This is a genomic window from Nocardioides sp. WJ219 (assembly GCF_058559815.1).
In genome coordinates, this window is the sequence record NZ_JBZUJV010000005.1 from 222,277 (window position 1) to 235,571 (window position 13,295).

At 73.7% G+C, this 13,295-nt stretch carries 16 protein-coding genes; 6 read left to right on the forward strand and 10 right to left on the reverse strand.

All coding sequences use genetic code 11. The features are described 5' to 3' along the window. Window position 1: 1 nt before the first annotated feature. Window positions 2–733: a beta-ketoacyl-ACP reductase gene (locus tag AC4MBH_RS14060; RefSeq protein WP_491795685.1), complete on the reverse strand. Its 732-nt coding sequence runs from the start codon at window positions 731–733 to the stop codon at window positions 2–4. Window positions 734–773: 40 nt separating this feature from the next. Continuing rightward, window positions 774–989, reverse strand: a complete 216-nt coding sequence (locus tag AC4MBH_RS14065) for a dodecin (protein WP_491795517.1) — start codon at window positions 987–989, stop codon at window positions 774–776. 54 nt (window positions 990–1,043) lie between these two features. Here AC4MBH_RS14065 and AC4MBH_RS14070 point away from each other — a divergent pair, with 54 nt between their 5' ends. Both AC4MBH_RS14070 and AC4MBH_RS14075 read left to right on the forward strand, forming a co-directional pair. Next, the gene (locus tag AC4MBH_RS14070; protein ID WP_491795518.1) at window positions 1,044–1,364 is read left to right on the forward strand and encodes a DUF3099 domain-containing protein; all 321 of its coding nucleotides are present in this window, start codon (window positions 1,044–1,046) and stop codon (window positions 1,362–1,364) included. Then, entirely contained in the window at window positions 1,361–1,558 is a 198-nt protein-coding gene (locus AC4MBH_RS14075) for an acetone carboxylase (protein ID WP_491795519.1), read from the forward strand. Before AC4MBH_RS14070 ends, AC4MBH_RS14075 begins: the two co-directional genes overlap by 4 nt. A gap of 24 nt (window positions 1,559–1,582) precedes the next feature. Here AC4MBH_RS14075 and moaA read toward each other — a convergent pair whose 3' ends face one another. Further along, the gene (gene moaA / locus AC4MBH_RS14080) at window positions 1,583–2,569 is read right to left on the reverse strand and encodes a GTP 3',8-cyclase MoaA (RefSeq protein WP_491795521.1); all 987 of its coding nucleotides are present in this window, start codon (window positions 2,567–2,569) and stop codon (window positions 1,583–1,585) included. A 114-nt stretch (window positions 2,570–2,683) separates the two neighbouring features. Here moaA and AC4MBH_RS14085 point away from each other — a divergent pair, with 114 nt between their 5' ends. Next, window positions 2,684–3,520 carry an SURF1 family cytochrome oxidase biogenesis protein gene (locus tag AC4MBH_RS14085; protein WP_491795522.1) on the forward strand — a complete coding sequence of 279 codons (837 nt, stop codon included), beginning with the start codon at window positions 2,684–2,686 and terminating at the stop codon, window positions 3,518–3,520. Here the strand turns inward: AC4MBH_RS14085 and AC4MBH_RS14090 are convergent. Both AC4MBH_RS14090 and AC4MBH_RS14095 read right to left on the reverse strand, forming a co-directional pair. After that, window positions 3,517–5,406, reverse strand: a complete 1,890-nt coding sequence (locus AC4MBH_RS14090; RefSeq protein ID WP_491795523.1) for an ABC transporter ATP-binding protein — start codon at window positions 5,404–5,406, stop codon at window positions 3,517–3,519. The two genes, AC4MBH_RS14085 and AC4MBH_RS14090, sit on opposite strands and share 4 nt — an antisense overlap. 22 nt (window positions 5,407–5,428) lie before the next feature. After that, window positions 5,429–6,229 (reverse strand): enoyl-CoA hydratase/isomerase family protein, encoded by an 801-nt coding sequence (locus AC4MBH_RS14095; protein WP_491795525.1) that lies wholly within the window; start codon window positions 6,227–6,229, stop codon window positions 5,429–5,431. A 95-nt stretch (window positions 6,230–6,324) separates the two neighbouring features. On the opposite strand from AC4MBH_RS14095, the gene AC4MBH_RS14100 reads away from it, so the two are divergent. Both AC4MBH_RS14100 and AC4MBH_RS14105 read left to right on the forward strand, forming a co-directional pair. Continuing rightward, window positions 6,325–7,014: an SDR family NAD(P)-dependent oxidoreductase gene (locus tag AC4MBH_RS14100; RefSeq protein WP_491795526.1), complete on the forward strand. Its 690-nt coding sequence runs from the start codon at window positions 6,325–6,327 to the stop codon at window positions 7,012–7,014. Next, entirely contained in the window at window positions 7,011–8,063 is a 1,053-nt protein-coding gene (locus AC4MBH_RS14105; protein WP_491795527.1) for an S-adenosylmethionine:tRNA ribosyltransferase-isomerase, read from the forward strand. The genes AC4MBH_RS14100 and AC4MBH_RS14105 overlap by 4 nt, the downstream gene beginning before the upstream one ends. Window positions 8,064–8,073: 10 nt before the next feature. Here the strand turns inward: AC4MBH_RS14105 and AC4MBH_RS14110 are convergent, their stop codons facing one another. Then, complete coding sequence (locus AC4MBH_RS14110) at window positions 8,074–9,672, reverse strand: ABC-F family ATP-binding cassette domain-containing protein (RefSeq protein ID WP_491795528.1); 1,599 nt, start codon at window positions 9,670–9,672, stop codon at window positions 8,074–8,076. A gap of 99 nt (window positions 9,673–9,771) precedes the next feature. Here AC4MBH_RS14110 and ypfJ point away from each other — a divergent pair, with 99 nt between their 5' ends. Beyond that, on the forward strand, window positions 9,772–10,719 hold the full coding sequence (gene ypfJ, locus AC4MBH_RS14115) for a KPN_02809 family neutral zinc metallopeptidase (protein ID WP_491795529.1): 948 nt from the start codon (window positions 9,772–9,774) through the stop codon (window positions 10,717–10,719). A gap of 12 nt (window positions 10,720–10,731) precedes the next feature. Here the strand turns inward: ypfJ and AC4MBH_RS14120 are convergent, their stop codons facing one another. Genes AC4MBH_RS14120 through AC4MBH_RS14135 form a run of 4 tightly spaced genes read right to left on the reverse strand, consistent with a single transcriptional unit; the run spans window position 10,732 to window position 13,295 of the window. Continuing rightward, window positions 10,732–11,640, reverse strand: a complete 909-nt coding sequence (locus tag AC4MBH_RS14120) for a phosphotransferase (RefSeq protein ID WP_491795530.1) — start codon at window positions 11,638–11,640, stop codon at window positions 10,732–10,734. A gap of 10 nt (window positions 11,641–11,650) precedes the next feature. After that, window positions 11,651–12,160, reverse strand: coding sequence for a metallophosphoesterase family protein (locus tag AC4MBH_RS14125; RefSeq protein WP_491795531.1), 510 nt, complete (start codon window positions 12,158–12,160; stop codon window positions 11,651–11,653). Continuing rightward, window positions 12,157–12,690: a GNAT family N-acetyltransferase gene (locus AC4MBH_RS14130; RefSeq protein ID WP_491795532.1), complete on the reverse strand. Its 534-nt coding sequence runs from the start codon at window positions 12,688–12,690 to the stop codon at window positions 12,157–12,159. Before AC4MBH_RS14130 ends, AC4MBH_RS14125 begins: the two co-directional genes overlap by 4 nt. Beyond that, entirely contained in the window at window positions 12,687–13,295 is a 609-nt protein-coding gene (locus AC4MBH_RS14135) for an acVLRF1 family peptidyl-tRNA hydrolase (RefSeq protein WP_491795533.1), read from the reverse strand. Before AC4MBH_RS14135 ends, AC4MBH_RS14130 begins: the two co-directional genes overlap by 4 nt.

Here is a 13,295-nt window from a genome sequence, read left to right on the forward strand (position 1 = left end):
CTCAGTGCCCCATTCCTAGTCCGCCGTCGACCGGGATGACGGCCCCGGTCACGTACGCCGCGCCGTCGCCGGCCAGCCAGGTCACGGCCGCGGCGACCTCGGCCGGGTCGGCGTAGCGACCCAGCGGCACCTGCGAGCGGATGGCCGCCCGCTGGTCGTCGGTGAGCACGGCGGTCATGTCGGTGTCGACGAAGCCCGGCGCCACGACGTTGGCGGTGATCGAGCGCGACCCCAGCTCGCGGGCCAGCGACCGGGCCATGCCGACCAGGCCGGCCTTGGAGGCGGCGTAGTTGACCTGGCCCGGCGAGCCGAGCAGCCCGACTACCGAGGAGATGAAGATGATCCGCCCCCGTCGCAGTCGCAGCATGCCCTTGGCCGCGCGCTTGGCGAGGCGGAAGGAGCCGGTGAGGTTGGTGTCGATGACGCTGTTCCAGTCGTCCTCCGACATCCGCAGCACCAGGGTGTCGGCGGTGACGCCGGCGTTGGCCACCAGCACCTCGACCGGGCCGAGCTCGGCCTCGATCGTGGTGAACGCCGCGTCGACGGCGGCCTGGTCGGTGACGTCGCAGCGCACGTCGAGCGCGCCGTCGGGCGCACCGCCGCTGCGCGTGGTCACCGCGACCTTGTCACCCTGGGCGACGAACGCCTCGGCGATGGCGCGGCCGATGCCACGGTTGCCGCCGGTGACGAGGACGACGCGGGGTTCGTGCTGTGCTGGCTCGCTCACGCTCAGCGACGCTAGTGATTACCGGGGGGTAGTCGAAATACCCGGTCTACTCGTCGTCCTCGAGGCGGAACCCGAGCTTGAGCCCGACCTGGTAGTGCTCGACGGAGCCGTCCTTGATCTGGCCGCGGACCTGGGTCACCTCGAACCAGTCGAGGTGGCGCAGCGTCTTGCTGGCGCGCTCGACGCCGTTGCTGATGGCCTCCTCGATGCCGTTCGGGGAGGTGCCGACGATCTCGGTGACGCGGTAGGTGCGATTGGTCATGGGGCCACCCTAGGGGTGGCCGGACGGCGGGTCCGGCCGACGTACGCTGGAGCCATGGCGCGGAGGCAGGACACCGAGGACGTCGTCCGGATCACCACCGCGGCCGGCAGCCGGGCCGAGGACATCAGTGCACGGCAGCGGCGCTACCTGCTCTCGATGAGCCTGCGCACGCTGTGCTTCGTCGGTGCGATCGCCGCGTCGCTGACCGGCGTCGACTGGCTCTGGCCGTTCCTCATCGCCGGCGCCCTCGTGCTCCCCTACATCGCGGTCGTGATGGCCAACGCCGCCGCCAACCTCTCCGACGGGTTCCGGCTGCGCGAGGGTGACTTCACCCGCCCCGAGCTCGAGTCCGGGCAGCAGCGCCGCGAGCTGTGAACGACGACGTCTGCTCCGCCAAGGGGTGCCAGGTCCCGGCGACGTGGCAGGTGCTGTGGAACAACCCCAAGCTCCACACGCCCGACCGGCGCAAGGTGTGGCTCGCGTGCGACGAGCACCGCGGCTCGCTCTCGGCGTTCCTGGAGGCGCGGCAGTTCCTCAAGGACGTCGTGCCGCACCAGCCGGCGGTCTGAGCCGGCTCGGTCGGCTCGGTCGGTTCAGCCGCCGATGGCCGACATCGGCCGCTGCGGCTGCAGGAACGACGGGTCGTCGATCCCGTGGCCGGCGGCCTTGCCGCGCATCGCGACCAGCCAGCGCTCGGCCAGCTCGTCGTCGGTGGCGCCGGCGCGCATCGCGGCCCGCAGGTCGGACTCCTGGCGGGCGAACAGGCAGGTACGGACCTGGCCGTCGGCCGTCAGCCGCACCCGGTCGCAGTCGCCGCAGAACGGTCGCGTCACCGAGGCGATGACGCCGACGGTCGCCGGACCACCGTCGACCAGGAAGCGCTCGGCCGGGGCGCTCCCGCGCGGCTCCTCGGCCGGGGTGAGCACGTACGCCGCCTCGAGCGCGGCCAGGATCTCGTCGGCGGTGATCATGCCGTCGCGGCTCCAGCCGTGCTGGGCGTCGAGCGGCATCTGCTCGATGAACCGCAGCTCGTAGCCGCGCTCGACGCACCAGCCGAGCAGCTCGGCGGCCTGGCCGTCGTTGATGCCGCGCATCAGCACGGCGTTGACCTTGACCGGCCCGAGCCCGGCGGCCGCGGCGGCCTCGAGGCCGGCGACGACGTCGTCGAACCGGTCGCGGCGGGTGAGCGCGGTGAAGGTGTCGCGGCGGACGGTGTCGAGGCTGACGTTGACGCGGTCGAGGCCCGCCGCGGCGAGCGCGCCGGCGGTGCGGGCCAGCCCGAGGCCGTTGGTGGTCAGCGAGGTCTCCACCCCGAGGACGTGGGTGCGGGCGACGATGTCGACCAGGCCGCGGCGCACGAGGGGCTCACCACCGGTGAACCGGACCTCCTGCACGCCCAGCCGCGTCACGGCGACCCCCACCAGCCGGACGACCTCGTCGTCGGTCAGCTGCTGGCTGGTCGGCATCCAGTCGAGTCCCTCGGCCGGCATGCAGTAGGTGCAGCGCAGGTTGCACTTGTCGGTCAGCGAGACCCGCAGGTCGGTCGCGACCCGACCGTAGGCGTCCTCCAGCAGCTGCACCCCTCGAGTCTACGGAGTCGTGGCTGGTCCGAGGTCGGTCCGGCGTCACCGGGCGGGTCCCGGCGGGTCACGGCGGGTCCCGGGGGGTGACGGACCGGTCGATAACCTGGACCCGTGGGGTCCTACCGCTTCCTGCTCAGCCGCCGCTGGGTGACCTTCGGGCTCGTGGTGGTCCTGCTGAGCGCGTTCGCCTGGTGGCTCGGGGAGTGGCAGTTCGGGCGGCTCACCGAGCGCCAGCAGCGCAACGACGTCGTCCGCACCAACGAGGCGCTGGCGCCGGCCCCGGTCGACGACGTCCTCTCCCCCGACCGCGACGTCGACCGCGACGACGAGTGGCGGCGCGTCGAGGCCACCGGGACCTACGACGCCGCGAACACCGTCATCGTGCGCTACCGCAGCGACGACGACGGCGCGCCGGGCGTGCAGGTCGTCGTCCCCCTCGTCACCGACCGGGGCGTGGCCCTCGTCGTCGACCGCGGGTTCCTGCAGACCGACGCGCGCTCCCTGGCGGACATCGAGGTCCCCGACCCCCCGTCCGGCGAGGTCACCGTCGTCGGGTGGGTGCGCGTCGACGGCACCGGCGACAGCACCGAGGTCGCCAACCTGTCGACCCGGGCCATCTCGTCCGACCGGATCGGCGAGGCCATCGGCACGCCGGTGTACGACGGCTTCGTCGACGCGGTCTCCGAGGACGGCGAGCCGGTTCCCGCCCTCGCCGCCCACGACCTGCCCGAGCTCGACAGCGGGCCGCACTTCTTCTACGGCCTCCAGTGGTGGTTCTTCGGGGTCCTGGCCGTGTTCGGGTTCGGCTACCTCGCCTACGACGAGCGCCGGCGCGGCCCGCGCGGTGACGGACCCCGCCGGACGCCGCGGGCTCCCCGCCAGCCCCGCCAGCCCCGTCCCAAGCGGGAGCGGACCACCAACGTGCGCCCGGAGTACCAGCGCCGCTAGTCGAGCGCGACGGACTCTGCGTCGTCGATGAAGAACTGGGTGCGGTAGAGGTCGGCGTAGAGCCCGCGCCGGGCCAGCAGCTGGTCGTGGGTGCCGAACTCGACGATCCGGCCGTCGTCGACGACCAGGATCTGGTCGGCATTGCGCACCGTGGAGAGCCGGTGGGCGATCACCAGCGACGTGCGGCCCTCGAGCGCCGCGTCGAGCGCGTGCTGCACGGCGGCCTCGGACTCGGAGTCGAGGTGGGCGGTCGCCTCGTCGAGGACGACGATGGCCGGCGACTTCAGCAGCAGCCGCGCGATCGCCAGCCGCTGCCGCTCGCCACCGGACAGTCGGTAGCCGCGGTCACCGACCACGGTGTCGAGGCCGTCGGGCAACGACCGGACGAGCGTGGAGACCTGCGCGGCCTCCAGGGCCGCCCAGATGGCGTCGTCGGTGGCCTCGGGCCGGGCGTAGCGCAGGTTGGCGCGGATCGTGTCGTGGAACATGTGGGCGTCCTGGGTGACGTAGCCGACGACATCCTCGAGCGACTGCAGGGTCACGTCGCGCACGTCGTGGCCGCCGACCCGGACGGCGCCGCTGCCGACGTCGTAGAGACGGGCCACCAGGTGGGTGATGGTGCTCTTGCCGGCGCCGGAGGGACCGACCAGGGCGACCATCTCGCCGGGTTGGGCGACGAACCCGACGTCGGTGAGCACCTGGGGGCGCTCGCGCGACTCGGTGCGGGCGAGGTTCTCCAGCGAGCCGAGGGAGACCTCGTCGGCGCCGGGGTAGCTGAACGAGACGTGCTCGAACTCCAGGCGGCCGGCGTCGCGGGGCAGCACCACGGCGCCGTGCTTCTGCGTGATCAGCGACGGCAGGTCGAGGACCTCGAAGACCCGCTCGAAGCTGACCAGCGCCGTCATGATGTCGATGCGCACGTTGGAGAGCCCCTGCAGCGGCCCGAGCAGGCGCAGCAGCAGGGTGGCGAGGGCGAGCAGCGTGCCGACGGTGAGCGTGCCGTCGACGGCGAGGTGGCCCCCGACGCCGTAGACCAGGGCGGTGGCGAGCGCGGGCACCAGCATCATCGAGGCACCGAAGACGCGGGTGATCAGCGAGATCCGGATGCCGAGGTCGCGGACCCGGGCCGCCTTGGTGGCGAACAGGTCGTCCTCCTCGCCGCGGCGGCCGAACAGCTTGAGCAGCATCGCGCCGCCGACGTTGAAGCGCTCGGTCATCAGGTTGCCGAGGTCGGCGTTGCCGTCCATCTGCTGCCGGGTCAGGCCGGCGAGCCGGCCGCCGACCCAGCGGGAGACGAGGAACAGGATCGGGAACAGCACCAGGCAGAGCAGGGTGACCTGCCAGCTCAGGGCCAGCATCGCGATGCCGACGACCACGACGGCGATCGTGTTGGAGACCGTGCTGGACAGGGTGGAGGTGAAGGCGCGCTGGGCGCCGATGACGTCGTTGTTGAGCCGCGAGACGAGCGCCCCGGTCTGGGTGCGGGTGAAGAACGCCAGCGACTGCCGCTGGACGTGGCCGAACACCTTGGTGCGCAGGTCGAAGATCAGGCCCTCGCCGATGCGGGAGGAGAACCACCCGCCGATGACGGCGAGGACGGCGCTGACCACGGCGGCGCCGGCCATCGCGAGCGCGAGGTAGGTCACCAGGCCGGTGTCGCCGCCGATGATGCCGTCGTCGACGATGCGCTGCACGAGCAGCGGGGTGACGACCACCATCGCGGAGTCGATGACGGTGACGGTCAGGAAGACCGTGATCAGCCGCCGGTGGGGTCGGGCGAAGCCGAGCACGCGGCGGACGGTCTCACGAGAGACCCGGTTGTCGACCACGCTGCGGTCGGAGCGGAGCGACCGCCAGGCGGCGGCGTTGGGGTGCATGGAGGACATCGGTCCACCTCCTGGGAAGGGCTTAGGTCGCTGCTCCCATGAGGGAGGCCAGCTCGCGGAACCGGCGGGCCTGGGCCTCCCGCTCGAGTCGACGCTGGGTGTCGAGGTCGTGGTGGGCGGCACCGAGGACGAGTGCCGTGGTCTCGCGGACCGCACCGGCCATCGGTGCGGTGAGGGCGGTGACGAGCTCGTCGAGCCGGACGTCGAGCCGATCGGCCGGGACGGCGTCGAGCGCGAACCCGATCCGCACCGCCTCCTCGGCGCTGACGTCGCGTGCTGTGGCGCAGATCTCCAGCGCCCTCGGGTAGCCAACGGCCTCGACCAGCGGTTTTGTTCCCGTGAGGTCGGGGACCAGGCCCAGCGCCGCCTCCTTCATGCAGAAGTAGGCGTCGTCGGCAGCCAGCAGGAGGTCGCAGGAGAGGGCGAGCTGGAACCCCGCGCCGATGGCGTAGCCGTGCACCACCGCGATCGAGACGAAGCGCGGGTCGCGCAGCCAGGTGAAGCCCTGCTGGTAGGCGTCGATCGTGGCGGAGATGTCGTCGTCGGAGCGGGCCAGCAGGTCGACGACGCTCTCCTGCCCGTCGCCGCCACCGGGCGCCAGCAGGGTGCGGTCGAGGCCGGCCGAGAACGTCGCGCCGGCGCCGCGCACGACCACGACCCGGACCTCGTCGGGCAGCTGCTCGCCGATCGCGGCCAGCGTGCGCCACATCGTGGGCGTCTGGGCGTTGCGCGCCTCGGGCTTGTCGAGGGTGATCGTGGCGACCACGCCGTCGACGTCGTAGCGCAGTCGCGCGGCGGCCAGCTGGTCGGCGGGGAGCGTCATGGCGTGAAGTCTAGGGACGGGCACCGACAGCGCTTGATCTCAACCTGGCTTGAGGTTGCACGCTGGGCGCACCCCACCAGAACGAGGAGGACGGGATGCCCGTCGCACTAGTCACCGGGGGCTCGGCCGGACTCGGCCGCGCCCTCGTCCACACGCTCGTCCACGACGGCTGGACCGTCGTCACCGACGGCCGCGACCCCGACCGGCTGACCGCGGCCGTCGCCGGCCTGCCGGCGGTCGTCGCCGTCCCCGGGGACGTCGCCGACGCGGCCCACCGCGACGACCTGGCCCGCGAGGTCGGCTGGCACGGACGGCTCGACCCGGTCGTCCACAACGCCAGCACGCTCGGCCCGCTCCCCCTCCGGCCGTTGCGCGAGGTCTCCGCCGACGAGCTGCTCGCCACGTGGTCGGTCAACGCCGCCGCACCGGTCGCGCTCACCGCCCTCGTGCTCCCCCAGCTCCGCACCGCCGCGGGCGTGGTGGTCTCGCTCTCCAGCGACGCCGCCGTCGAGCACTACGAGACCTGGGGGCCGTACGCCGCCGGCAAGGCCGCGCTCGACCACCTGACGCTGACGCTCGCCGCCGAGGAGGGCCTCACGGCGTACGCCGTCGACCCGGGCGACATGCGCACCGCCATGCACCAGGCGGCGTTCCCCGGTGAGGACATCTCCGACCGGCCCCTGCCCGAGACGGTGGCGCCGTCCCTGCTCGAGCTGGTACGCCGGCGGCCCCCGTCGGGGCGCTACCGCGCCTCGGCCTTCGCGCGCGAGGCGGTGGGCCAGTGACGACGCTGACGGAGACCCCGACGACCGTCTTCACCGCCCCCGACGTCGCCCCGGCGCCGGCCGAGGCCCGTGGCGTGGACCGGGACGCGACCCGCCTGCTCGTCGCCGCGCCCGACGGCATCGGGCACGCCCGCTTCCGCGACCTGGCCGACCACCTGCGGGCCGGCGACCTCGTGGTGGTCAACAACTCCGCCACGGTGCCCGGGCAGGCCGACGCGCGCTCGACGCGGCACGGGCCGGTCGTCGTGCACGCCGCCGCTCCCCTCGACGACGGCACCTGGGTGGTCGAGGTGCGCACCGCACCCGACGCGTCGCGCGCCGTGCTGGACGCGCAGCCCGGCGACCGGCTCACCCTCACCGGCGCCACCCTCGACCTGCTCGAGCCCTACCCGCGCGACGGGTCGACACCGACGGGCCGGGGCAACCGCCTGTGGCGGGCCCGGGTGGTCGGCGACCTGGGCCGGACCCTGGCCCGGGAGGGACGCCCGATCTCCTACGGCTACCTCGACCGGCCCTACCCGCTCACGGACTACCAGACCGTCTTCGGCACCCGGCCCGGGAGCGCCGAGATGCCGTCGGCCGCGCGACCGTTCACGACCGACCTGGTGACCCGGCTGGTCTCCCGCGGCGTGGGGGTCGTCCCCGTCACGCTGCACACGGGGGTGTCCTCGCAGGAGGCCGGCGAGGCCCCGCAGCCCGAGCGGTTCGAGGTCACCGACGCCACCGCCCGCGCGGTCAACGCCGTGCGCGCCGGCGGCGGTCGGGTGGTCGCGGTCGGCACGACCGTCACCCGCGCGCTCGAGTCAGCGATCGACGACGCCGGCCGGGTCGTGCCCGCCGCCGGCTGGACCGAGCGCGTCGTCTCCCCCGCCGACCCGCCGCGCGTGGTGACCGGCCTCGTCACCGGCTGGCACGACCCCGCCGCCTCGCACCTGCTGCTCGTCGAGGCCGTCGCCGGCGCCGCGCTGACCCAGGCGGCGTACGACGCCGCGGTGGCCGGGGGCTACCTGTGGCACGAGTTCGGCGACGCGGCGCTGTTGTTGCCGTGAGACGCGCCCGCTACGCGAGCGACACCAGGTCGGCGTACTCCTCGTTCCACAGGTCCTCGTCGCCGTCGGGCAGCAGCAGCACCCGGTCGGGCTCCAGGGCGCGCACGGCGCCCTCGTCGTGGGTCACCAGGATGATCGCGCCCTCGTAGGTGCGGACGGCGGCGAGCACCTCCTCGCGGGAGGCCGGGTCGAGGTTGTTGGTGGGCTCGTCGAGGAGCAGCACGTTGGCGCTCGAGACGACCAGCGACGCCAGCGCCAGGCGGGTCTTCTCGCCGCCGGAGAGCACCGCGGCCGGCTTGGCGGCGTCGTCGCCGGAGAAGAGGAACGACCCGAGCACCGAGCGGGCCTCGGTGTCGGTGAGCTGGGGCGCGGCCGACTGCATGTTCTCCAGCACCGTGCGCGAGGTGTCGAGGGTCTCGTGCTCCTGGGCGTAGTAGCCCAGCTTGAGACCGTGGCCGGGCTCGACCCGGCCGGTGTCGGGCTGGTCGACGCCGCCCAGGATGCGCAGCAGGGTGGTCTTGCCGGCGCCGTTGAGGCCGAGGATGACGACCCGCGAGCCGCGGTCGATCGCGAGGTTGACGTCGGTGAAGACCTCCAGCGAGCCGTAGGACTTCGACAGCTCCGCGGCGGTGAGCGGGGTCTTGCCGCACGGTGCCGGGGCGGGGAACTTGATCTTGGCGACCTTGTCGGCCGCGCGCTCGCCCTCGAGCCCCGACATGATCTTCTCGGCGCGCTTGAGCATCGACTGCGCGGCCTGGGCCTTGCTGGCCTTGGCCCGCATCCGGTTGGCCTGGTCGGTGAGGGTCTTGGCCTTGTTCTCGGCGTTCATCCGCTCGCGCTTGCGACGCTTCTCGTCGGTCTCGCGCTGGGTGAGGTAGTGGCGCCAGCCCATGTTGTAGAGGTCGATGACCTCCCGGTTGGCGTCGAGGTGGAAGACCTTGTTGACGGTCTCCTCGAGCAGCGCGTTGTCGTGGCTGATCACGATGAACCCGCCGTGGTGGGACTTGAGGAAGTCGCGCAGCCACACGATCGAGTCGGCGTCGAGGTGGTTGGTGGGCTCGTCGAGGATGAGCACCTCGGCGTCGGAGAACAGGATGCGGGCGAGCTCGACGCGACGTCGCTGACCACCCGACAGCGTCTTGAGCGGCTGGTTGAGGATGCGTTCCTCGATGCCGAGGGACGCCGCGATCGTGGCCGCCTCGGACTCCGCGGCGTAGCCACCGCCGGCCTGCATCTCGTCGGTGGCCCGCGTGTAGCGCTTCATGCCCTTCTCGCGGAGTCTCGGGTCGTCGGAGCCCATCAGCTCCTCGGACTCACGCATCCGGCGTACGACGTCGTCGAGCCCGCGCGCCGACAGGATCCGCTCGCGCGCCAGCACCTCCGGGTCGCCGGTGCGCGGGTCCTGCGGCAGGTAGCCCACGTCACCGGTGCGGGTGACGGTGCCGGCGGCCGGCTGCGCCTCGCCGGCGAGGATCTTGGTCAGGGTCGTCTTGCCCGCGCCGTTGCGACCGACCAGGCCGACCTTGTCCCCGGGGGCGACGCGGAAGCTGACGTCGCTCATCAGGAGCCGGGCACCGGCCCGGACCTCGAGCTGGTGGGCACTGATCATGGTGCTCAGATCCTACGGAGCCCGGACCCCGGGAGACTCATCGGCGCACCCCGCCCAGGGGTGGCTCCGGTCACGTCGGCGGTCACTAGATTGGCCGCCATGCGGTTCAACCCCAAGGCCCGGCTCGACACCAGCCGCGTCGGCGACGCCGGACGCGGCTCCGGCGGAGGCGGCTTCGGCGGCGGAGGCGGGGGCGGGCGGATGCCCATCCCCGGTGGGATGGTCGGTGGTGGCGGCGTCCTGTCGGTGATCGTCGTCGTCGTCTTCGTCGCCATCCAGCTGTTCAGCGGCGGGGGCGGGGGTGGCGGGGGTCTCGGCGGTGGCAGCAGCACCCTCGACGCCAGCCGCCTCAGCGACTCCGAGCGGTACGCCGACTGCAAGACCGGCGCCGACGCCAACGAGAGCGTCGACTGCGCCCGCGTCGCGGTCGAGAACTCGCTGTACGACTTCTGGTCCGACACCCTCGGCGACCAGTTCCGGGCCGCCGACAGGCTGGTCACCTTCGAGGGATCGATCTCCACCGGGTGCGGCGGCGCGACCTCGGCCGTCGGGCCGTTCTACTGCCCGACCGACCAGCGCATCTACCTCGACTCCGGGTTCTTCGAGGAGGTCCTGGACCGTCAGCTCGGTGGGCCCAGCGGCGGGTTCGTCGAGCCGTACGTGCTGGCGCACGAGTACGGCCACCACGTCTCCAACCTGATCGGCACCATCGGCAAGGTGCGCGGCGACACCGGCCCGCAGAGCAGCGGCGTCCGCCTCGAGCTGCAGGCCGACTGCTTCGCCGGCATGTGGGCCAGCGCCGCCACCACCACCGAGGACGCCGACGGCAACGTCCTCTTCACCGAGCTCACCAACGCCGACGTCGACGAGGCGATCAAGGCCGCCGAGGCCGTCGGCGACGACCGGATCCAGGAGAAGACCTCGGGCCAGGTCAACCCCGAGACCTGGACCCACGGGTCGGCCGCGAAGCGCAAGGAGTGGTTCGTCCGCGGCTTCGAGGAGGGCACGATCGAGGCCTGCGACACCTTCACCGACGCACCGGTCTGACCGGTACGGCCCTCACCAGCCGAGCAGCGCCTCGACGTTGCCCGACTGGCGCTGCAGGGCCCGCAGGTACGGCGCGACCGCCGGGTGGCGGTACTTCCCGGCCAGCGCGCCCTCCCCGGTCGCGACCCGGGCCAGCGCCCACTCGGCCCGTCCGAAGGCGGTGTAGACAGCGGTGACCCGGGCCCCGAGCAGGACGTCGTCCGCACCGGCTACGCCGTCCGGCAGCCCCACGAGGTAGGCGTCGAGGAGCGGCTCGAACTCCTCGCGCGCGGTGAGGGCGAAGTAGCCGAGGTCGCCACCGACCGGCCCGACCCCGAGGGTGGCCCAGTCGATCGCGACGGCGTCGTCGCCGTCGCGGCCGGGGATGTTCACGTGCGACGGGTCGCCGTGCTGGGGCACCTGGGGCAGCGCGTCCAGCAGCGCCAGGAACTCCGAGCGGCGCCGCCAGAGGTGGTCGGCGACGTCGGCGGCCGTCGTCCGGGCCAGGGTGGGCCAGCCGCCGACCCGGTGCTCGGTCCGGGCGAGCCGCTGCCGGAGCTGGTCGCGGGCCAGGAACCGCGGCCGCGGCAGGTCGCACCCGGCGAACCGGCCCAGGGCCACGGCCACGAACAGCCCGCTGAGCGCGGCGTCCTCGACCCACTCGCGGGTGATGGTGATGCCGGCGTCGTCCTCGTCGACCGCGGCCACCACGGCGCGCAACCCGGTCGTGGTCGTGGCGATCCCGGTGCCGAGCACGTCGGCCTCGCGGCGCCAGTAGGCGCCGTGCGTGGGGTCCGACAGCTCCGTCGGGTCGTGCGCGGCGGGCGCCGCCAGCCGCTTGACGACGACCGGCTGGTCGCCGTACGCCGTCCGCCAGACGCCGACGGTGGAGGCACCGGCACCGCTCGGCAGCGCGTGCCACCCCGGGTCGGGCTCCCACATGGACCGGACGCTACTGGACGCGCGACGCCAGACGGTGCAGCACGACGTCGCTCAGCGCGCCGTCGGCGGCGGTCAGGGTGAGGTAGGTGCAGTGCGGCATGCGTCGCCGGTCGGTCGGCGAGCCCGGGTTGAGCAGCCGCAGGCCCCGGGGCGTCGTGGTGTCCCACGGGATGTGGCTGTGGCCGAAGACGAGCACGTCGAGGTCGGGGTACGCCGTCTCGCACCGCGCCTCGCGGCCCTGCCGGCCGCCGGTCTCGTGCACGACACCGAACCGCACCCCGCCGATCTCCGCTACGGCCACCTCGGGCAGGCGGGCCCGCAGCGCGGCGCCGTCGTTGTTGCCCCAGCAGGCCAGCAGCCGCCGCGACCGCTCCTCCAGCCGGTCGAGGGTGGCGACGTCGACCCAGTCGCCGGCGTGCACCACCACGTCGGCGGCGTCGACCTGCTCCCACACCTCGCCGGGGAGGTCCTTGGCCCGCTTGGGCAGGTGCGTGTCGGCGAGCAGGAGGACGCGCGTCACGGCGCCACGGTAGCCGGGTCGACCGGCCGGTAGACCGTGTCGTCGAGGTCGCGGTCGGCCCAGGCGTGCCGGGCGATCCCGTCGACCGAGCCGTGGCGCAGCCCGTGGTCGACCAGCCCGCCGCGCTGGGCGACCCGGCGCGAGGCGGGGTTGGTGGCGTCGATCCAGGCGATGCACGGCGCTCCGGTGTCAGCCGCGGCGGCGGCGTCCAGGGCCGCGGCCAGCAGCTCGCCGGCGAGTCCGCGGCCCTGGTGGGCGGCGGCGACCCGGTAGTTGAGGTTCCAGTGGCCCGGCACGTGGCGCTGGGCCCCGCCGGACCCGACGACCTCGCCGGAGGCGGCGAGCCGCGCCGTCCAGTAGCTCAGGCCGTCGTCGGCCCACCGCGCGGCGGCGCGCTCGACGTAGGCCGCCGTGGTCTCCCGGTTGCGGTGCACCCGCGGCGGGTCGTAGGCCCACATCGCCGGGTCGCGGTAGATCGTGAAGAGGTCGTCGACGTCGTCGGGGGTCATCGGCCGCAGGTCGAGCCTCACGCGTTGACCACCTCCACCTGCAGCGCGGTGGCGTCGGCCACCGCCTGCTCCAGCACCGACCGCCGCGGGTCGGGCACCGCCAGCCACGGGGGTACGACGACGCACCCGGCCAGCCGCGGGTCGGCGAGGACCTCCTCGACCGCGGGCCGGTCCCCCCCGGTCACGACCGGGCCGGAGAGGCTGCCGAGGATCCGGGCCGCGTGGTCGGCGGCCGCCTCGTAGGCCTGGCGGGCCTGGTTGTCGCGCCGGCGGGCGAAACGCTGCTGCGACTGACCGCCGGCCTTGGTCCGGCCCTGCACGTGACGCTGCCCGGTCTTGGACTCCCCCGCCGTCGAGCCGGCCATCCGGACCATCGCGAACCCGCCCTTGCGCACCAGCAGCACGCCCCAGTCGCCGGGCACCCGCACCGCCGCCGCGAGCCCGCCGGGCGTCGCGGCGCCGTCGTACGACGCGGCGAAGGGGAGGCGGGCGGCGAGCGTCGAGCCGTCGTCGGCGGTGCCGGCGAGCGCGCCGTCGGCCACGGCGTACGTCGTGGGGCCGTGGCTGCGCTCGAAGTTCTCGACCCACCGCGCCCAGCGCGCGGTGGGGACCAGGACGAGGGGCAC